Origin of the sequence: Nocardiopsis sp. NPDC050513 (assembly GCF_044457925.1) — a bacterium.
In the GTDB taxonomy this organism is placed as follows: Bacteria; Actinomycetota; Actinomycetes; order Streptosporangiales; family Streptosporangiaceae; genus Nocardiopsis.
On sequence record NZ_JBITHK010000005.1, the window covers coordinates 404,772 to 423,013 of the forward strand.

Here is an 18,242-nt window from a genome sequence, read left to right on the forward strand (position 1 = left end):
CGGGCTGATCGATCAGATGAGCTTGAGGAATTCCGCCTCGGTCAGGTCGGCGTCCCGGATGATCCCGCGCAGCGTTCCCTTCTTCATGTCTCGGCCCTTGTGGACGGGTACGGACACGGGTGGTCTGTCGGGGTGGACCAGGACGTGATGGCTGCCGGTGACACGGTCGAGCGTGTAGCCGACCTTCGCGAGTGCCTTGACGACGACACGAGGGGGGAGCGAGGGGAGCGGTGGCACCTACGCCGCCACCTCCACGTCCGGGAGTTCGATGACCTCGAACAGGGCGGCCAGACCCGCACGCAGGTCAGCGAGTGCCTCCGCCTTGGTGTCACCCTCGCCGTAGGCCGTACCACCCCCCGTGACCTCGGCTCTGGCGCACCAGGCGCCGTCTTCGTCAGTGGCCACGGAGATCTCGATGTCGATGTGGGCGGTCATGGCGGCGGCTCCTCTCCTACCTCTTCCGTTCAGGATGCCACGCCGTCGCCGCGGCATCCGGGTTTTCCACAGGCCGATGAAGCGGATCCGCACCACGTTCCCGCGCTCGGTTCGACCGTGGCCGAACCGGGCGCGAATCGTTCACCTCGGCGCCCGTCGGCGCTCGTGCGCGTGGGCGGGCGCCGGAGTCAGCGCACGGCGTACCCGGCCTCGCGCAGGCTCGCCTTGACGTCGGCGATGGTGAACTCGCCGAAGTGGAAGACGGTCGCGGCCAGGACCGCGTCCGCACCCGCGGCGACCGCCGGGGCGAAGTGCTCGACGGCCCCGGCTCCCCCGGAGGCGATGAGCGGAACGTGCACGCGCGCCCGCACGCCGCGGATGAGCTCCAGGTCGAAGCCCTCCTTGGTGCCGTCGGCGTCCATGGAGTTGAGCAGGATCTCCCCCGCGCCGAGGTCGGCGGCGCGCTCGCACCACTCCAGGGCGTCGATGCCGGTGCCCCGGCGTCCGCCGTGGGTGGTCACCTCGAAACCGCTCGGGGTGGGCCGGTCTCCGTCGCGGACGCGCCGCACGTCGGCGGACAGGACCAGGACCTGGCGGCCGAAGCGCTCGGCGATCTCCTCGATGAGCTCGGGGCGGGCGATGGCGGCGGTGTTGACGCCGACCTTGTCCGCGCCCGCGCGCAGCAGGCGGTCGACGTCCTCGGCCGTGCGCACGCCGCCGCCGACGGTCAGCGGGATGAACACCTGGTCGGCGGTGCGGCGCACCACGTCGTAGGTGGTCTCCCGGTTGCCGCTGGACGCGGTGACGTCGAGGAACGTGAGTTCGTCGGCGCCGCCCGCGTCGTAGGTGCCCGCGAGCTCGACCGGGTCGCCCGCGTCGCGCAGGTTCTCGAAGTTGACGCCCTTGACGACCCGCCCGGCGTCCACGTCCAGGCAGGGGATGACTCGGATGGCGAGGCTCACGGCTGCTCCCCCCGCACCGCGGCCAGGGCGTCCTCCAGGGTGAAGGCGCCCTCGTACAGGGCCGTGCCCATGATGGCGCCCTCCACACCCTCGGGGACGAGCGAGGCGATGGCGGTGAGGTCGGCGAGGCTGGACACGCCGCCGCTGGCCACGACGGGCTTGTCGGTGCGCGCGCAGACCGAGCGCAGCAGGTCGAGGTTGGGGCCCTTGAGGGTGCCGTCCTTGTTGACGTCGGTGACGACGTAGCGGGCGCAGCCCTCCGACTCCAGCCGCTCCAGGGTGGTGAACAGGTCTCCGCCCTCGCGGGTCCAGCCGCGGGCGGCCAGGGTCGAGCCGCGCACGTCGAGGCCGATGGCGATGCGGTCGCCGTGCTCGGCGATGATCTTGGCGCACCACTCGGGGTTCTCCAGGGCGGCGGTGCCGATGTTGACGCGGGTGCACCCGGTGGCCAGGGCGGCGGCGAGCGACTCGTCGTCGCGGATGCCGCCGGACATCTCCACCTTCACGTCCAGGCGGCCGACGATCCCGCGCAGCAGGTCCCGGTTGTGGCCGCGGCCGAAGGCGGCGTCGAGGTCCACCAGGTGGATCCACTCGGCTCCGGCCTCCTGCCACCGCGTGGCGGCGGTGAGCGGGTCGCCGTAGCGGCCGCCGGAGCCCGCCTCGCCCTGGACGAGCTGGACGGCCTGCCCGCCGGCCACGTCCACGGCGGGCAGCAGTTCGAGTGCGGTGGACGGCGCGGTGTCAGTCATGGAGCCTTCTCGTGGTCGGTACTGAGGAGTCGGTGGCGTGCCGGGGTCACCCGAGCGTGCCCACCCAGTTGGCCAGCACGCGGGCGCCCGCGTCGCCGGACTTCTCCGGGTGGAACTGGGTGGCGCACAGGGGTCCGTTCTCGACCGCGGCCACGAACGGCTCGCCGTGCTCGGACCAGGTCACTCCCGGGGCGGGGATGCGCTCGTTGGTGGGCGTGAACTCCCAGGTGCGCACGGCGTAGGAGTGCACGAAGTAGAAGCGGTCCTCGGGGCCGGTCCCGGCGAACAGCCGGGTGTCCTCGGGCGGGCGGACGGTGTTCCAGCCCATGTGCGGGACGACCGGCGCGCGCAGGCGCTCGACGGTGCCGGGCCACTCGCCGCAGCCCTCGGTGGCGACGTCCTCGGCGTGCACGTCGGCCTGTTCGACGCCGCGCTCGAAGAGGACCTGCATGCCCACGCAGATGCCCAGGACGGGGCGGCCCCCGGCCACGCGCTTGCCGATGATCCGGTCGCCGCCCGCCGCGCGCAGGCTGGACATGCAGGCGCTGAACGCGCCCACGCCGGGGACGACGAGCCCGTCGGCGTCGAGGGCGGCGTGCGGGTCGGAGGTGACGGTCACGTCCGCGCCGGTGCGCTCCATGGCGCGCTGCGCCGAACGCAGGTTGCCCGATCCGTAGTCGAAGACGACCACTCGTGACGGCATGAAGCCTGCCTTTCCGCTAGGGCGTGTGTGGTGGATGCTGCCCGTCGCGAGCGGCGCATCCAGTGCGGCTGTCGCAAGGCCGAAGAAGGAGTCAGCCTGGGTGTGCTGTCGACTGATGAGAACGCAGCGAGAGTTGTGCTGGGGCGTCGCGCAGCAGGGTATGTGTCCGCCACACACGCCCTAAAGGTAGCCCAACCGGAGCACGCCGGCGGCCACGGCGAGGGCCGCGCACACGCCCAGTCCGACGGCGACGGTCCGGTTGGCCTTCCACAGGGAGTACGCGCCCCCGATGAGGAAACCGCCCAGGACGAGGAGGAGCACTCCCCACAGGGTGGTGTCCATCTACAGGGCGCCCTTGGTGGACGGGATGTCGGTGACGCGCGGGTCGTTCTCGGTCGCGGCGCGCAGGGCGCGGGCCAGGGCCTTGAACTGGCACTCGACGATGTGGTGGGCGTTGCGTCCGTAGGGCACGCGCACGTGCAGGGCCACCCGTGCCTGGGCCACGAACGACTCCAGGATGTGGCGGGTCATGGTCGTGTCGTAGTCGCGGCCGATGGTCGGCGCCATGCCCTCGGGCTCGCTGTGCACGAGGTAGGGGCGGCCGGACACGTCGACGGTCACCTCGGCGAGGGCCTCGTCCAGGGGCACCTTGGCGTCGGCGAAGCGGCGGATGCCGCGCTTGTCGCCGAGCGCCTCGCGGAAGGCGGCGCCCAGGGCGAGCGCGGTGTCCTCCATGGTGTGGTGGGAGTCGATGTGCAGGTCGCCCTCGGTGCGCACGGTGAGGTCGAACAGGCCGTGCTTGGCGAGCTGGTCGAGCATGTGGTCGAAGAACCCGACGCCGGTGGAGACGTCGGCGACGCCGGTGCCGTCGAGGTCGATCTCGACCAGGACCTTGGTTTCCTTGGTGGTGCGTTCGACGCGTCCGGTGCGGCTCATGGTGACTCTCTCGGTGGTGGTTGGAGCGTGGCGGCCGTTCAGCGGCCTGTGGCCTGGAGCAGCGCGCGGCGGAAGGCGGCCATCTCGTCGGGCGTGCCGACGGTGACGCGCAGCCACCCGGGCGGGCCGACCTCGCGGATGAGGACCTGCTGGTCGAGCATGGCGTTCCACACCTCGGTGCGGTCCTCGAACTCGCCGAACATCACGAAGTTGGCGTCGGAGTCGGCGACGGACAGGCCCTGCTCGCGCAGCCAGTCGACGAGGCGGTCGCGTTCGGCGCGCAGGTCGGCGACGGCGGCGAGGAGTTCGTCGGCGTGGTCGAGCGCGGTGGTGGCGACCGCCTGGGTGACGGCGGACAGGTGGTAGGGCAGGCGTACCAGTTGGAGGGCGTCGACCACGGCCGGGTGGGCGGCGAGGTAGCCGAGGCGGGCGCCGGCCAGGGCGAAGGCCTTGGACATGGTGCGCGAGACGACGAGCCGGGGATGCTCCGGCAGCAGGGTCAGGGCGCTGGGCGTGCCCTCGCGGCGGAACTCGGCGTAGGCCTCGTCGACGACGACCACGCCCGGGGCCGCCTCGGCGACACGCCTGATCTCGTCGATGCCGAGTGCGGTGCCGGTGGGGTTGTTGGGCGAGGTGAGGAAGACGATGCTGGGCCGGTGTTCGGCGATCGCGGCCAGGGCGGCGTCGACGTCGATCCGGAACCGGTCGTCGCGGGGTACGGACACCCATCCGGTGTTGGTGCCCCGCGAGATGACCGGGTGCATGGCGTAGGAGGGTTCGAAGCCCATCGCGGTGCGCCCGGGGCCGCCGAAGGCCTGGAGGATCTGCTGGAGGATCTCGTTGGACCCGTTGGCCGCCCACACCTGGCGGGCGTCCAACCCGTGCCCGAGGTAGTCGGCGAGCCGCTCGCGCAGGTACACGGCGTCGCGGTCGGGGTAGCGGTTGAGGCCCAGCGCGGTGTCGGCGACGGCTTCGGCCAGCGCCTTGGCCAGCCGCGGCGAGGGCGGGTACGGGTTCTCGTTGGTGTTGAGCGCCACGTCCACGGGCAGCTGCGGCGCGCCGTAGGGCGACTGGCCGCGCAGGTCCTCGCGGAGGGGCAGGTCGTTCAGTGTGAAGCTCACGGTTGCACGCTCTTGGTGTGTCGAATCGTCCGTCGGGTCCTCAGGCCGCGCCGTCGCCGGTGCGGGCGGTGATCGCCTCACCGTGCGCGGGCAGGTCCTCGGCGTTGGCCAGGGTGACGACGTGATGGGCGACCTCGGCCAGCGCGTCGCGGTCGTAGGAGACGACGTGCACGCCGCGCAGGAAGGTCTGGACGCTCAGACCGCCGCTGTGGCAGGCGCACCCGCCGGTGGGCAGGACGTGGTTGGACCCCGCGGCGTAGTCGCCGAGGGAGACCGGCGAGTGGTCGCCGACGAAGATCGCTCCGGCGTTGCGCACGCGGGCGGCGACGGCGTCGGCGTCGGCGGTCATGATCTCCAGGTGCTCGGCCGCGTAGGCGTCCACGACGGTGAGCCCGTGTTCGACGTCGTCGACCAGGACGATGCCGGACTGGGGGCCGCCGAGGGCCTCGCGCACGCGGTCCGCGTGCTTGGTGGCGGGGACGCGCTCGGCCAGGCGTTCGGTGACCGCGTCGGCCAGGGCCTCGTCCGGCGTGACCAGGACGGAGGCGGCGACGACGTCGTGCTCGGCCTGGCTGATGAGGTCGGCCGCCACGTAGTCGGGGTTGGCGGTGGCGTCGGCCAGGACGGCGATCTCGGTGGGCCCGGCCTCGGCGTCGATGCCGATGACGCCCTTGAGCAGGCGCTTGGCCGCGGCCACCCAGATGTTGCCGGGGCCGGTGACCATGTCGGCGCGCGCGCACCCCCCCGCTCCGTAGGCGAACATGGCCACGGCCTGGGCGCCGCCGACCGCGTAGACCTCGTCGACGCCGAGCAGGGCGCAGGCGGCGAGGACGGTCGGGTGGGGCAGCCCGCCGAACTCGCGCTGGGGCGGCGAGGTGACGGCCAGGGAGGCCACGCCCGCCTCCTGGGCGGGGACGACGTTCATGATGACGCTGGACGGGTACACCGCGCGGCCGCCGGGGACGTAGAGGCCGACGCGGTCGACCGGGATCCACTTCTCCGTGACGGTGCCGCCGGGCACGACCTGGGTGGTGTGGTCGGTGCGGCGCTGGTCGCGGTGGACCTTGCGGGCGCGGCGGATGGACTCCTCCAGCGCGGCGCGCACGGCGGGGTCGAGGTCGGCCAGGGCGGCGTCGACCGCCTCGCGGGGGACCCGGATGTCGGTGAGGCGCACGCCGTCGAAGCGTTCGGTGAGTTCGATCAGCGCCTCGGTCCCGCGATGGCGCACGTCCTCGCACAGGGGACGGACGCGCTCGGCCGCGTCCGCCACGTCCAGTTCCGCGCGCGGGAGCGCCGCGCGGGGGTCGCCTTGGGTGCCTCGGAGGTCGATTCGACTGATCACGGCCCCAGTCTAGGGTGCTTCCCCGCGGCCGCGGGTGTCGTGTTCCGCATGTTGGACAGCACACGTACGCGACGGGCGGGGCGCGGCGTTCGGGGACGTCGGCGACCAGTCCCGCGCACATGCCCCGAAGAAGTGCCGCCTTACTTTGGAACACCTAACCTCAGTTATGTTCTGAAAGGCTTGCCTAAGAAATTCCACGGCGTTTTGCCGCGTGTCGCTAAATGCATTTGAATGCGTTATCGTGATGGCATGACTTCGAGCAAGAGCGGCGACAGCGGTCTTTCCAAGTTCCACCGTCTCCTGGTTGACCAGGTACGACACGAGTTCACCGCGTCGCACCAGTACGTGGCTATCGCGGCGTGGTTCGACACCCACGACCTGCCGCAGTTGGCGCGCGTCTTCTACGATCAGTCACTTGAAGAGCGCGACCACGCGCAGATGATCGTGCGCTATCTGATCGACAGCGACGTGGACTTCACCTTTCCCGGCGTGAACGCGATCGAGACCGATTTCACCACCGCCCGCGACCTGGTGGCGCTCGCCCTGCGCCAGGAGCGCGAGGTGACCGACCAGATCCACCGTCTGGCCAAGGTCGCGCGTGACGAGGACGACTACGCGGGCGAGCAGTTCCTCCAGTGGTTCGTCCAGGAGCAGACGGAGGAGGTCGCCACGATGTCGACCCTGCTCAACGTGGTCGACCGCGCCGACGGCAACCTCTTCGACGTGGAGACCTTCGTGGCGCGCGACATGCCCAGCGAGGACCACGGCAGCCAGGACGCGCCCGAGACGGCGGGTCCCGCGGTGTCCTGACCTCGGGCCGGCCCCGGACTCAGCCGGGGCGGGCCCGTTCGGACGGCCCGGGTACGGGCGTCCGGCCCCGGGGGGAGGCCGGACGCCCTCCCGGGCCGCGCCCGCGGTCGGGCCGGTCCGTGAGGCCGGCGCGGCGGGTGCGCCACGCGACGGTCGCGGCGCGGCGGGCATACTGGAACCATGCCCGTGGCACTGCCGATCTTTCCGCTCAACACCGTGCTGTTCCCCGGTATGAGCGTCCCCCTGCACGTGTTCGAGCGGCGCTACCGCCGTCTCGTCTCCGAACTCCTGGGCCCGACCCTGACCGGGGGCGAGGGAGGGACGCACCGGGGCGGTCCGCACCGCTTCGGCGTGGTGTGGATCGAACTGGGCCACGAGGTGGCCAGCGAGTCCGGCCAGGGTTCGGGCGGCGCCGACACGGGCGTCCCCACCACCGGCGGCTCGGACGTCACCCTGCCGAGGGTGAGCGGGACGGGCTGCACGGCCGTGGTGCGGGACGTGCGCACCTACCAGGACGGGCGCTACGACCTGGTCGTCGAGGGCGGTGCGCGGTTCACCGTCACCGACCTGTCCGAGGTCGATCCGTCCTCGCCCGACGAGTACTCGACCGCGTCCGTGGCGTTCCTGCCCGAGGCCGTGGGCCCGGACGCCGACGAGCACGCCGAGCGGGTCCGGGAGCTGTACGACACCTACTGCGAGCGCCTGGCCGCCATCGGGATGGCGCCGGAGACCCACCCCGAGCTGCCCAAGGACCCGATCGCGCTGTCCTACACCGTGGCCGCGTCGATGGTGCTCGACCAGGCGGAGAAGCAGCGGCTGCTGGAGGCGGAGGACGCCGCCACGCGCCTGGCGGTGGCCGCGCGCTTCCTGCGCCGGGAGAACCGGATCGTGGACGCTCCCACCCTGCCCAACCTGCCCGCGGGCCCCTTCCTCAACAACGGCGTCTGCTTCAACTAGGCGGAGCGGGTCGCCCGGGCGGTGGTCGGCGCTAGCCTGCTGGTGCGGGCCGGTGCGGTCGCCGTGCGCGAGGCGCCTCGTGGGCCCGCGACCGTCAGTGTTCGCCAGAGTTGAGGAGATCCCGGGCATGAGTGGACGGGGCACACCCGCGACCGTGGCCGCCGGGCGGGCCAGGACCGCCTACACCCTGCACCCCTACGCGGTGGACGGCGACTCCGACGGGCACTCCTACGGGACCGACGCCGCGGACGCGCTCGGGGTCCCCCGTGAGCGGGTCTTCAAGACGCTGGTCGCGGAGGTGGACGGGGAGTTCGCGGTCGGGGTGGTGCCCGTGAGCACGTCGCTGGACCTGAAGGCCCTCGCCGCCGCGGTGGGCGGGAAGCGGGCGAAGATGGCCGACCCGGGCCGGGCGGAGAGGATCACCGGGTACGTGCGCGGCGGCATCAGCCCGTTGGGCCAGCGCAGGCGGTTGCGCACGGTGGTCGACGCCTCGGCGACGGAACTGCCGTCGGTGTACGTGTCGGCGGGGCGGAGAGGTCTCCAGATGGAGTTGGCGCCCGCTGATCTGATCCGGCTGACGGAGGCGGTCACCGCCCCGATCGGCGTCTCCTGACCGCCTCCCCCGGACGCGCGGAGTGACCGCGGGCACGGGTGCGCATCCCCTGCGCCACACGGACTGGTGGACTCGCGCACAGTCGGCCACGGACCGTTGCCGGAGCTTCTACCCAGCGGTAGCGTTGTGACATGGACAACAGTTCGTCCCCCTTCCCCTCGATCTCCGCCATGTTCACCGCCCGCGTCGCCGAGTCCGGTGACGCCGAGGCCTTCAGCCACCCCGTCCCCGACCCCTCGGGGGACGGCGAGATCTGGGCGACCCTGAGCTGGGCCCAGACCCTCGACCGCGTCCGCCGCATCGCGCTGGGCCTGCACTCGCTGGGGGTGACCTCCCAGGCCCGGTGCGCGATCGCGTCCAGCACCAGGATCGAGTGGATCCTGGCCGACCTCGGCGTGCTGTGCGCGGGCGGCGCGACCACGACGATCTACCCCTCGTGCACCGCTCCCGACTGCGCCTACATCGTCTCCGACTCCGGCAGCATGGTTGCCTTCGCCGAGGACGACGAACAGGTCGCCAAGCTCCGGCGGCAGCGTGCGCAGATGCCCGGCCTGTCCAGGGTGGTGGCCTTCGAGGGAGAGGCCGGAGGCGACGACGACTGGGTGATCACGCTCGCCGAACTGGAGGAGCGCGGCGCACGGTTGGCGGCCGAGCGCCCTGGGCTGTTCGACGAACTGGTGGCGAGCGCGCGGCCCGAGCACCTGGCCACCCTGATCTACACCTCGGGGACCACGGGCAGGCCCAAGGGGGTCCGTCTCGACCACGCCAACTGGGTGTACGAGGCCGAGGCCCTGCACACCATGGACCAGGAGCTGCGCGAGCGGGGCCACGCCCTGATGACCGGGGACGACGTGCAGTACCTGTGGCTGCCGCTGGCGCACGTGTTCGGCAAGGTCATCCAGGTGAGCCAGCTGCGCATCGGCTTCCGGACCGCGGTGGACGGTCGGATGGACCGGATCGTGGACAACCTGGCCGTGGTCCGGCCGACGTTCATGGCCGCCGCGCCGCGCATCTTCGAGAAGGTGTTCAACCGCGTGGTGATGCAGGCCAAGGAGGGCGGGACGGCCCGGTACCGGATCTTCCGGTGGGCGGTCGGCGTGGGTGACCGCGTCGCGCGCGGGCGCGAGGAGGGTCGCGAGCCCGCGGGGGTGCTGGCGGTCCAGCACCGGATCGCCGACCGGCTGGTGTTCTCGAAGCTGCGTGCGCGGTTCGGCGGTCGGCTCAGGTTCTTCGTGTCGGGCAGTGCTCCCCTGGCCCCGGAGATCGGCCGTTTCTTCTACGGCGCCGGGATCACCATCCTCGAGGGGTACGGCCTCACCGAGAGCAGCGGGGCGACGTTCGTCAACCGGCCCGGGGACGTGCGGTTCGGAACCGTGGGGCTGCCGGTGCCCGGCACCGAGGTGCGGATCGCCGACGACGGCGAGGTGATGCTGCGCGGGGGCGGGGTGATGCGCGGCTACCACAACCTGTCCGGAGCGACCCAGGCGGTGCTGACCGAGGACGGCTGGTTCGCCACCGGTGACATCGGCGTCCTGGAGAACGGGCGCCTCAGGATCACCGACCGCAAGAAGGAGCTGATCAAGACCTCAGGCGGCAAGTACGTGGCTCCGCAGGGCATCGAGGGCCGGTTCAAGGCGCTGTGCCCCTACGTGGGAAACCTGGTCGTGCACGGGGACCGGCGGCCGTACTGCGTGGCGCTCGTGGCGCTGGACCCCGAGGCGATCGGGTCGTGGGCCGCCGACAACGGACGCGACGGGACCGACTACACGGCGCTGACCGGGGATCCGGCGGTGCGTGCGCTGGTGCAGGAGGCCATCGACACGCTCAACCGGGACCTGCCCCGGCACGAGACGGTGAAGCGGTTCGCGATCCTGCCGAACGAACTGTCCGTGGAGGAGGGCGAGATCACGCCGAGCCTGAAGATGCGGCGGCGGGCGATCGAGGAGAAGTACCGGGACCTGCTGGACGGGATGTACGAGGACACCGTGCAGAGCCTGTGAGGCGCGTGATCTCAGGGCGCCGGGCGCTCGCCGGGCTCGGCGGTGACGGACGGGTCGGGTGTGCCGTCGGTGACAGGTGAGTCGGCGGTGGCGAACGGCTCAGAGGTGACAGGTGAGTCGTGGGCGGAGGCCGGGTGACCGGTCACGGGCTCCTCGGAGGTGGCGCCCGCGCCCGTCGGGAGCGGTGCGGCGAAGGCGGACTCCGTACCGTCGGCGGCGTGGACGCCCGCGACGTCCGCCTCGGAGTAGGGGGGCGGTGTCGGCCGGGGGACGCCCGGCAGGTCGCCGCGCACGAGGCTGATCCCGTCCCACAGCGCGTACTGGAGGACGAACACGAAGGGCCAGGCGACCAGGAACGCGGTCGCGCGCAACTGGAGGCCGACGGGGACGGACTCCCCGCGTGCGGCCCCGGCCACGGCCTCGTGCAGGGGTGCGTCGAGGGCCGTCCCGATCTGCCAGGTCAGGACGGTGGCGACCACCGCGCCCAGGAAGCCGCCGACCAGGCACACCAGGCGCAGGTCCTGGATCCGGCGCCGGGACAGGGAGAACTGGACCATGTAGGCGCCGTATCCGGTCACCATCCCGGCGGCGGCGGTGATGAGGGCGAAGTAACCCTCCCCCGCGAACACCTCCTGAGCCGTGCCGGTGAAGACCTGGCCGTCGCCCAGTGCGGTGCCCACCGCTCGGTCGGGGGCCGCGAGCCACCACACCGGGCCCAGGGCGGCTCCGACGAGCGCCACGACGGCCAGGACGCACGCGCCCACGCGCAACTGCCGTCCCAGCCGCGACCCCCTGTGATCGGTCATGATCCCCCTTCTCGCGGACCCGTCGGACGCCCCGGAAATCGACTGGCCGCGGGGCACGGCCCGAAGGAGAATACCCGCATGAGCGACATCACCGACCGCGCGACCACGACTCCCCTGCCCGCACGGGTGGACCCGCCCAAAGCCGCCGACGAGCGCACGATGCTCACGACCTGGCTTGACTGGCACCGCGCGACCGTGCGTCGCAAGTGCGCCGGGCTGGCTCCGCACCTGGCGGGCGCGGCCCCGCTGCCGAACTCACCGCTGATGACGGTGGGCGGCATCGTGTCGCACCTGCGCTGGGTGGAGGCGTACTGGTTCGAGACCATCATGATCAACCAACCCGACGACGCCCCCTATTCGGAGGATGATCCCGACGCGGAGTTCCGGATCGGCGCCGAACGGCCGTTGGACGAGCTGCTGGACGAGTACGACGCCCAGTGCGCCCGGTCCCGGGAGATCACGGCCCGGCTGGAGTTGGGCACGACCGCGCGGAGCGCCCAGACGCAGGCGACGCTGCGGTGGGTCCTGTTGCACATGGTCGAGGAGACCGCCCGGCACAACGGGCATCTGGACGTGTTGCGCGAGCTCGCCGACGGCGCCACCGGCGTGTAGGGCGCACGGGGCCGCACGGACGGGGCCGCCGGGGGAGAAGAGCCCCCCGGCGGCCCCGTGTGTCAGCGCGGTCAGCCGGCGCCCGGCCCGCCCGTGCCGGTCCCCGCCTCACACGCGCCGTCGGGTGGCGCGCGCCCGGTTCCCGCAGGCCACCGAGCACCAGGCCTGGTCCCTGCGCGTACGCAGGAAGTACATGCCGCAACTGGGCGCGTCGCAACGGCGGATCCGGCCTCGGCCCTCACCTGCCAGCAGAACGAGTGCCTCGCGCGCCAGCGCGGCGCCGACGTCGTGGACCGTCTCCTCGTGGCGGAGGTCGCCGTCGGCATCGAGCCGCAGGGCCACCGGGGCCCTCGCGGCCAGGCCGTTGAGCTCCTCCCGGGTCCGGCCCGGGAGCGGCTCTCCGTTCGCCTGGGCCTCCACGGCCGCGCGTAGCGGCGCCCGGATCGTGCGCAGCGCACCGAGCGGTTGCTGTGCCAACGCCCGGTCCCCGGCCCGTTCACGCCAGGCCGCGGTGAGCTCGGGATCGGCGAGGAAGTCGACGTCGCCGCGCCCGGGGCCAGCCCCGATGACGACGGTGTTGGTCAGGTCGAACACGGGGTGTTCGTGGCCGATCCACGGCATCTCGTAGAACTCGCGCAGCGTCATCCCCCCAAGCTACCGGATTTCGATTCCTGAATCCGTGATACGGTCGCGTCACGGATTTACCAAAGTGAATCCGTGACGTACCTGCTGCTGACAATGAGGACGGTCCGCCATGACACTCGAGTTCGTTCGCTTCGAGACCAAGGACGCCGAGGCGCTGACCGCGGGTCGCGACCAGCTCGTCGACCGCCTGAGGGAGCGCTACGGCGACGGGTTCGTCGGCGCGCGTCTGGTGCGCTTCGACGACGGCAGCATCGGCGACCTCATCCTGTGGGGCTCCCGCGAGACCGCGGAACGCGCCGCGGGGGAGATGCCCTCGGACGAGGCGGCGGCCGCGTTCTTCGGCCAGATCACCGAGGTCCGCGAGATGAGCCACGCCGAGGTGCTGCACAGCTCCTGAACGCCGGACGGCGCCCGCGGACGGAGTCTCCGTCCGCGGGCGCCGTCGTGTGTCACAGCTCGGCGCCGGACTCCGTGTCGTCGCCCGCCTCCTCGGCGGCGTCGTCCTCGGCGAGGATCCGGTACAGGCCCCGCTTGCTCTCGTTCAGGAGCCGCTTGGCCCGCTCCACCTGGTCGTCGGTGCCCGCCTGGGCGACCTGGGCTGCGGCGGCGCTGAGCTGGTAGGCGAGCGCGCTGACCTCCTCGAAGCGCGACCGGGTGTCGGCGTAGGCGTCGGCGCCCGCCTCCCAGGGCGGGGTGAGGTCGGCGCCGTGCTCCTCCAGGTGGGCGACGCCCTCCTCGGTGAGCTGGTAGGGGCGGCGGCGCCCCTCCCCCTCGATCTGGCTGACCAGGCCCTCGTCCTCCAGCTGCTGGAGCATGGGGTAGACGGACCCGGGGCTGGGCCGCCACATGCCTCCGCTGCGTTCGCGCCCCTCGCGGATGATCTCGTATCCGCTGCGCGGTTCCTCGGCGAGCAGCAGCAGGATGCCGGTGCGCACGTCACCCCGACGGGCACGAGGGCCGCCCCGGCGGTGTCCACCGCGGCCGAAGCCGTGACCCCCTCCGTGCGGACCGAAGCCCCCGAACGGGCCGCCGGCCCCGGGCGGGAACGGGCCGCCCCCCCAGGGACCGACCGGCGGGACGATGGGCGGTTCGGGCGGACCGGGCGGCCGGTGGCCGAACTCGGCGCGGTGGTGAGCGTGGGGTCCCCCGTCGTCGTGTCCGGCGTGGTGGTCGTGCCGTTCGTGGTGGTCGTGGTGGCCGCGCGGGGTGTCGGTGGGCCGCCAGGACCAGGGACCGCGGAAGCGGCGTCCGCGCCCCTCCCAGGACCAGGGGCCGGGCAGTGCCATGGCACTCATGGATACTCCTTCGTCGTCGGGGCGATACGAAGCGACTGTCGGCATACTGTGTCGATAGTCAATCTTCATTCTGATAGCTCAAAGATATATCGTTAAGTTCGTCCACGCAAGCGGCCGACACCACTTCGGCCGTAAGGACACGACAAAGGGGTCCCGTGTGCCGATCGGCACACGGGACCCCTCCGGGTTCGACGGCGTCAGTAGTCGACCGCGTACGCCCCCAGCAGGCTCTTCATCTCACCGTTGAACTCCGGTGAGATCCGCACCGAGTACCGGTCGACGGCATAGATCCGTGACCGCACCGCGTTGTCCACACGGATCCGGACCGGGGTCTCCCCCTTGTGGCTGCCCAGCACCTGGCGCAGCTCCGTGACGAGTTCGGGCGTGAGCCGCTTCTCGTCCACGGTCAGCAGGACCGGGGGCTCGCCGTCGGACACGTGGGAGATATCCAGGATCGACATCTCCGAGGCGAACATCGACCAGGTGCCGTCGCGGTCGTTCAGGCGGCCTTTCACCGTGACCGCGGTGTCCTCCAGCAGCGCCTCGACGTACAGCGGATAGGTCTTGGGGAAGAACAGGACCTCCATGCTGGCGTCCAGGTCCTCCACCGTGGCGATCGCCCACTGGTTGCCCGCCTTGTTGACGCGCTTGTCCACCTTGGAGATGAGGCCGGAAATGCGCACCTCGCCGCGTTCGCGGGCCTGCTCACCGGCGACGATCTGCGCGATCGAGGTGTCACGCGAGCGGGCCAGGATGCGTTCGGCCCCGGCCAGCGGGTGGCTGGACACGTACAGGCCGAGCATCTCGCGCTCGAAGGCGAGCTTGGTCTTGCGGTCCCACTCCTCGTCGCCCCACTGGATGTTGAGGCCGATCGGCGTGGAGTCCCCGCCCTCGTCGGCACCGCCGAACAGGTCGAACTGGCCGTGCGCCTCCTGTTTCTTGGAGCTGATCATGCCGTCCACAGCGGTCTCGTGGTGCCGGTACAGCTCGCGGCGGGGCTGCCCCAGGGAGTCGAAGGCGCCCGCCTTGATCAGGGACTCGATGACGCGCTTGTTGCAGGCGGCCAGTTCGATCTTGGACAGGAAGTCGGTGAAGGAGGTGTAGCGGCCCTTCTCCGTCCGGGTCTTGACGATCGAGTTGACGACGTTGGCGCCGACGTTGCGGACCGCGCCCATCCCGAAGCGGATGTCCCGGCCGACCGGGGTGAAGCGCAGACCGGAGTCGTTGACGTCCGGGGGGAGGACCTTGATGCCCTGGGCGCGGCACTCGGCGAGGTAGACCGCCATCTTGTCCTTGTCATCGCTGACCGAGGTGAGCAGCGCGGCCATGTACGCGGCGGGGTAGTTGGCCTTGAGGTAGGCGGTCCAGTAGGCGACGAGGGCGTATCCGGCGGCGTGCGACTTGTTGAACGCGTACCCGGCGAAGGGCAGCATGACGTCCCACAGGTCCTGGATGGCCTCCTGGGAGAAGCCGCGCTCTTTGGCGCCGGGGAAGAACTTGGCCTCCTCCGCCTCCAGGGCCTCCTTCTTCTTCTTGCCCATGGCGCGACGCATCAGGTCCGCGCCGCCCAGCGTGTATCCGGCCAGCTGCTGGGCGATGGCCATGATCTGCTCTTGGTAGACGATCAGGTGGTAGGTCTCACCGAGGATCGGATCCAGCGCGTCCTTGAGATCAGGGTGGATCGGGGTGACCTCCTGGCGCCCGTTCGACCGGTCGGCGTAGTCGTTGTGCGCGTTGGCCGCCATCGGCCCCGGCCGGTACAGGGAGATCACGGCCGTGATGTCAGCGAAGGTCTTCGGTTCCATCCGCTTGAGCAGGTTGCGCATCGCGCCGCCGTCCAGCTGGAACACGCCGAGAGTGTCGCCTCGCGAGAGCAGGTCGTAGGTCTTCTTGTCGTCCAGGGGAAGGTCGGACATGTTGATGTCCACTCCCTCGGACTCCTTGATGCTCTTGACCGCGTCATCGATGATGGTGAGGTTGCGCAGACCCAGGAAGTCCATCTTGAGCAGACCCATGGCCTCGCACTGAGGGTAGGGAAAGCCGGTGATGATGGCGCCGTCGGTGTCGCGCTTGTGCACAGGGATGACGTCGAGCAGCGGATCGCGGGACAGGATGACGCCTGCGGCGTGGACGCCGGTGCCGCGGGTCAGACCCTCGATACCGCGGGCGGTCTCCATGACCTTGGCGACCTGCGGATCGCTGTCGATGAGGCCGCGCAGCTCGGTGGTCTCCGGGTAACGCTCGTGCTCGGTGTTGTACACGGCGTCGAGCGGAATCTCATTGCCGCCGACCGGGGCGGGGAACGCCTTGGTGATCTGGTCGCCGGTCGAGTAGGGCATGCCGAGGATACGGGTGGAGTCCTTGATCGCGGCCTTGGCCTTGATGGTGCCGAAGGTCAGGATCTGCGCGACGCGCTCCTCGCCGTACAGACGGGTGACGTACTCGATCATCTCCCCGCGCCGACGCTCGTCGAAGTCGAGGTCGATATCGGGCATGGACACGCGTTCGGGATTGAGGAACCTCTCGAACAACAGGCCGTGGGCGACCGGGTCCAGGTCGGTGATGCCCAGAATGTAGGCGACCATCGACCCCGCTGCGGAGCCACGGCCGGGGCCCAACGCGATCCCGTTCTTGCGGGCGTACTGGCAGATGTCAGCGGTCACGAGGAAGTAAGCCGGGAAGCCCATCTCACTGATGACGCCGAGTTCGTACTCGACCCGCTGGCGGACCTCGTCGCTGGCCCCGTCCGGATAGCGGGTCGGAAGCAGCCGCTCGATCTCCTTGGCCAGCCAGGAGGACTCGGTCTCCCCCTCGGGGATGGGGAAGGCGGGCATCAGGTCCCGGTGCGCGAACACGTTGTCGTAGGCGTCCGGGGCGATGCGTTCGGCGATGAGCAGGGTGTTCTTGCACCCCTGGGCCCACTCGTCGAAGTTGAGGATGCCGCGCATCTCGTCACCGGTCTTGAGGTAGTAGCCCGAGCCGTTGAACCGGAAGCGAGTGGGGTCATCGAGGTTCTTGCCCACGCCGACCGCGAGCAGGGCGTCGTGCGCGGCGGACTGGTTCTCGTAGACGTAGTGGGAGTCGTTGGTGACCAACGGCGGAATGTTGAGCTCGCGGCCGACCTTGAGCAGACCGTCGCGGACCTCCTTCTCGATGTCCACGCCGTGGTCCATCAGCTCCAGGAAGACGTTCTCCCTACCGAAGATGTCCTGGAGCTGGGCGGCGTAGGCGATCGCCTCCTTCTCCTGGCCCAGGCGCAGACGGGTCTGGACGCCACCGGAGGGGCAGCCGGTGCTAACGATGATGCCCTCGCTGTGCTCGGCCATGAGTTCGAGGTCCATGCGGGGCTTCATGTAGTAGCCCTCGATGGAGGCGAGGGAGGACATCTTGAAGAGGTTGCGCAGTCCGGCCTCGTTCTGCGCGAGCATCGTCATGTGGAGGAAGCGTCCACCACCGGAGACGTCCTTACCGCCCTCGCCCGCGACGTCGTCCGAGCCGCTGGCCCGGCCCCAGAAGACGCGCTTCTTGTGGAAGCGGGACTCCGGAGCGACGTAGGCCTCGATGCCGATGATCGGCTTGACACCGGTGCCCTTGGACTGCTGGAAGAACTCGTAGGCTCCGAACATGTTGCCGTGGTCGGTCATGGCGACCGCCGGCATGCCCAACCGCGAGGCCTCCTTGAACAGGGGCTTGAGTTTCGCGGCGCCGTCCAGCATCGAGTACTCGGTGTGGACGTGCAGATGGGTGAAGGAGTCAGCCATGGCTCGGGTGCCCCCAGGAGGGTCGACGGATGGGTGATGACTCCTGAGCCTACGCCCGTCCCACGACTCTCGGGGCGCCCTGTGGATAACCCACTGCTGGCGGTGTTCCACGTTCCGAGCCGCCCACCAGTCACTCTCCCTGGTCACACGCGATCCGCGATACCCACAGTCGGGCACAGCGAACCCGGGCATGTCGGACGCCCACTCACAGACTCCCTTGTGGGCAGCGCACCCGTGTCTCCCACCCCGTCCCCTGGGAACAGTCTCTGTGACGCCGACCGCATCAGTGAGCGCGGAAGGCCGGATCGTCGACACCGGCTCCCGACGGAGAGGAAGGTCATGCAGGAGAACGAGATCTACGGAGAGTTCCAGCTCGACGTGCGCATCATCCCGGAGGCCCAGTGGCAGAGCCCCACTGCCGCAGCCTCCGAAGACTGCACCAACACCTGCGCCACCCTGCCCAACTGCTTCGCCGACGCCCCCAGCTCAAAGTAA

The 18,242-nt window shown here is 70.8% G+C and carries 20 protein-coding genes; 7 read left to right on the forward strand and 13 right to left on the reverse strand.

All coding sequences use genetic code 11. From position 1 onward, the window contains the following. Positions 1-12 precede the first annotated feature (12 nt). The 9 genes from ACIBFB_RS12075 to hisD form a co-directional block, all read right to left on the reverse strand. Complete coding sequence (locus tag ACIBFB_RS12075) at positions 13-237, reverse strand: type II toxin-antitoxin system HicA family toxin (protein WP_397229125.1); 225 nt, start codon at positions 235-237, stop codon at positions 13-15. Beyond that, positions 238-435 carry a hypothetical protein gene (locus tag ACIBFB_RS12080; RefSeq protein WP_116245207.1) on the reverse strand — a complete coding sequence of 66 codons (198 nt, stop codon included), beginning with the start codon at positions 433-435 and terminating at the stop codon, positions 238-240. A 188-nt stretch (positions 436-623) separates the two neighbouring features. Beyond that, positions 624-1,397: an imidazole glycerol phosphate synthase subunit HisF gene (hisF, locus tag ACIBFB_RS12085; RefSeq protein WP_397229128.1), complete on the reverse strand. Its 774-nt coding sequence runs from the start codon at positions 1,395-1,397 to the stop codon at positions 624-626. Beyond that, on the reverse strand, positions 1,394-2,146 hold the full coding sequence (priA, locus tag ACIBFB_RS12090) for a bifunctional 1-(5-phosphoribosyl)-5-((5-phosphoribosylamino)methylideneamino)imidazole-4-carboxamide isomerase/phosphoribosylanthranilate isomerase PriA (RefSeq protein ID WP_397229130.1): 753 nt from the start codon (positions 2,144-2,146) through the stop codon (positions 1,394-1,396). Before priA ends, hisF begins: the two co-directional genes overlap by 4 nt. Positions 2,147-2,192: 46 nt before the next feature. Beyond that, positions 2,193-2,849, reverse strand: coding sequence for an imidazole glycerol phosphate synthase subunit HisH (gene hisH, locus ACIBFB_RS12095; protein ID WP_397229132.1), 657 nt, complete (start codon positions 2,847-2,849; stop codon positions 2,193-2,195). 180 nt (positions 2,850-3,029) lie between these two features. Beyond that, a complete protein-coding gene (locus ACIBFB_RS12100; RefSeq protein ID WP_397229134.1) occupies positions 3,030-3,191 on the reverse strand; it encodes a hypothetical protein in 162 nt (53 codons plus the stop codon). Beyond that, positions 3,192-3,785 (reverse strand): imidazoleglycerol-phosphate dehydratase HisB, encoded by a 594-nt coding sequence (gene hisB, locus ACIBFB_RS12105; RefSeq protein ID WP_397229136.1) that lies wholly within the window; start codon positions 3,783-3,785, stop codon positions 3,192-3,194. A 38-nt stretch (positions 3,786-3,823) separates the two neighbouring features. After that, the gene (locus ACIBFB_RS12110) at positions 3,824-4,906 is read right to left on the reverse strand and encodes a histidinol-phosphate transaminase (protein WP_397229138.1); all 1,083 of its coding nucleotides are present in this window, start codon (positions 4,904-4,906) and stop codon (positions 3,824-3,826) included. Between the two features lie 40 nt (positions 4,907-4,946). Beyond that, complete coding sequence (gene hisD, locus ACIBFB_RS12115; RefSeq protein ID WP_397229140.1) at positions 4,947-6,248, reverse strand: histidinol dehydrogenase; 1,302 nt, start codon at positions 6,246-6,248, stop codon at positions 4,947-4,949. A gap of 249 nt (positions 6,249-6,497) precedes the next feature. Between hisD and ACIBFB_RS12120 the strand changes: the two genes are divergently transcribed. The 4 genes from ACIBFB_RS12120 to ACIBFB_RS12135 all read left to right on the forward strand — a co-directional run bounded on the left by ACIBFB_RS12120 (position 6,498) and on the right by ACIBFB_RS12135 (position 10,628). Then, positions 6,498-7,058: a ferritin gene (locus tag ACIBFB_RS12120; RefSeq protein ID WP_397229142.1), complete on the forward strand. Its 561-nt coding sequence runs from the start codon at positions 6,498-6,500 to the stop codon at positions 7,056-7,058. Between the two features lie 180 nt (positions 7,059-7,238). Beyond that, positions 7,239-8,015: an LON peptidase substrate-binding domain-containing protein gene (locus tag ACIBFB_RS12125; RefSeq protein ID WP_397229144.1), complete on the forward strand. Its 777-nt coding sequence runs from the start codon at positions 7,239-7,241 to the stop codon at positions 8,013-8,015. A gap of 154 nt (positions 8,016-8,169) precedes the next feature. Beyond that, positions 8,170-8,628, forward strand: coding sequence for a Cys-tRNA(Pro) deacylase (gene ybaK, locus ACIBFB_RS12130; protein WP_397229273.1), 459 nt, complete (start codon positions 8,170-8,172; stop codon positions 8,626-8,628). A gap of 131 nt (positions 8,629-8,759) precedes the next feature. Further along, positions 8,760-10,628, forward strand: a complete 1,869-nt coding sequence (locus tag ACIBFB_RS12135; protein ID WP_397229146.1) for an AMP-dependent synthetase/ligase — start codon at positions 8,760-8,762, stop codon at positions 10,626-10,628. 11 nt (positions 10,629-10,639) lie between these two features. Here ACIBFB_RS12135 and ACIBFB_RS12140 read toward each other — a convergent pair whose 3' ends face one another. Continuing rightward, the gene (locus ACIBFB_RS12140) at positions 10,640-11,434 is read right to left on the reverse strand and encodes a hypothetical protein (RefSeq protein ID WP_397229148.1); all 795 of its coding nucleotides are present in this window, start codon (positions 11,432-11,434) and stop codon (positions 10,640-10,642) included. Between the two features lie 78 nt (positions 11,435-11,512). On the opposite strand from ACIBFB_RS12140, the gene ACIBFB_RS12145 reads away from it, so the two are divergent. Continuing rightward, a complete protein-coding gene (locus ACIBFB_RS12145; RefSeq protein WP_397229150.1) occupies positions 11,513-12,046 on the forward strand; it encodes a DinB family protein in 534 nt (177 codons plus the stop codon). A gap of 108 nt (positions 12,047-12,154) precedes the next feature. Here the strand turns inward: ACIBFB_RS12145 and ACIBFB_RS12150 are convergent, their stop codons facing one another. Next, positions 12,155-12,691, reverse strand: a complete 537-nt coding sequence (locus tag ACIBFB_RS12150) for a CGNR zinc finger domain-containing protein (protein ID WP_397229152.1) — start codon at positions 12,689-12,691, stop codon at positions 12,155-12,157. Positions 12,692-12,800: 109 nt separating this feature from the next. Here ACIBFB_RS12150 and ACIBFB_RS12155 point away from each other — a divergent pair, with 109 nt between their 5' ends. Continuing rightward, positions 12,801-13,088 (forward strand): hypothetical protein, encoded by a 288-nt coding sequence (locus tag ACIBFB_RS12155; protein ID WP_397229154.1) that lies wholly within the window; start codon positions 12,801-12,803, stop codon positions 13,086-13,088. A gap of 52 nt (positions 13,089-13,140) precedes the next feature. Here the strand turns inward: ACIBFB_RS12155 and ACIBFB_RS12160 are convergent, their stop codons facing one another. Further along, positions 13,141-13,986 carry a PadR family transcriptional regulator gene (locus ACIBFB_RS12160; RefSeq protein WP_397229156.1) on the reverse strand — a complete coding sequence of 282 codons (846 nt, stop codon included), beginning with the start codon at positions 13,984-13,986 and terminating at the stop codon, positions 13,141-13,143. 197 nt (positions 13,987-14,183) lie between these two features. After that, positions 14,184-17,747 carry a DNA polymerase III subunit alpha gene (dnaE, locus tag ACIBFB_RS12165; protein WP_397229158.1) on the reverse strand — a complete coding sequence of 1,188 codons (3,564 nt, stop codon included), beginning with the start codon at positions 17,745-17,747 and terminating at the stop codon, positions 14,184-14,186. A 339-nt stretch (positions 17,748-18,086) separates the two neighbouring features. On the opposite strand from dnaE, the gene ACIBFB_RS12170 reads away from it, so the two are divergent. Then, positions 18,087-18,242, forward strand: a complete 156-nt coding sequence (locus ACIBFB_RS12170) for a hypothetical protein (RefSeq protein WP_397229160.1) — start codon at positions 18,087-18,089, stop codon at positions 18,240-18,242.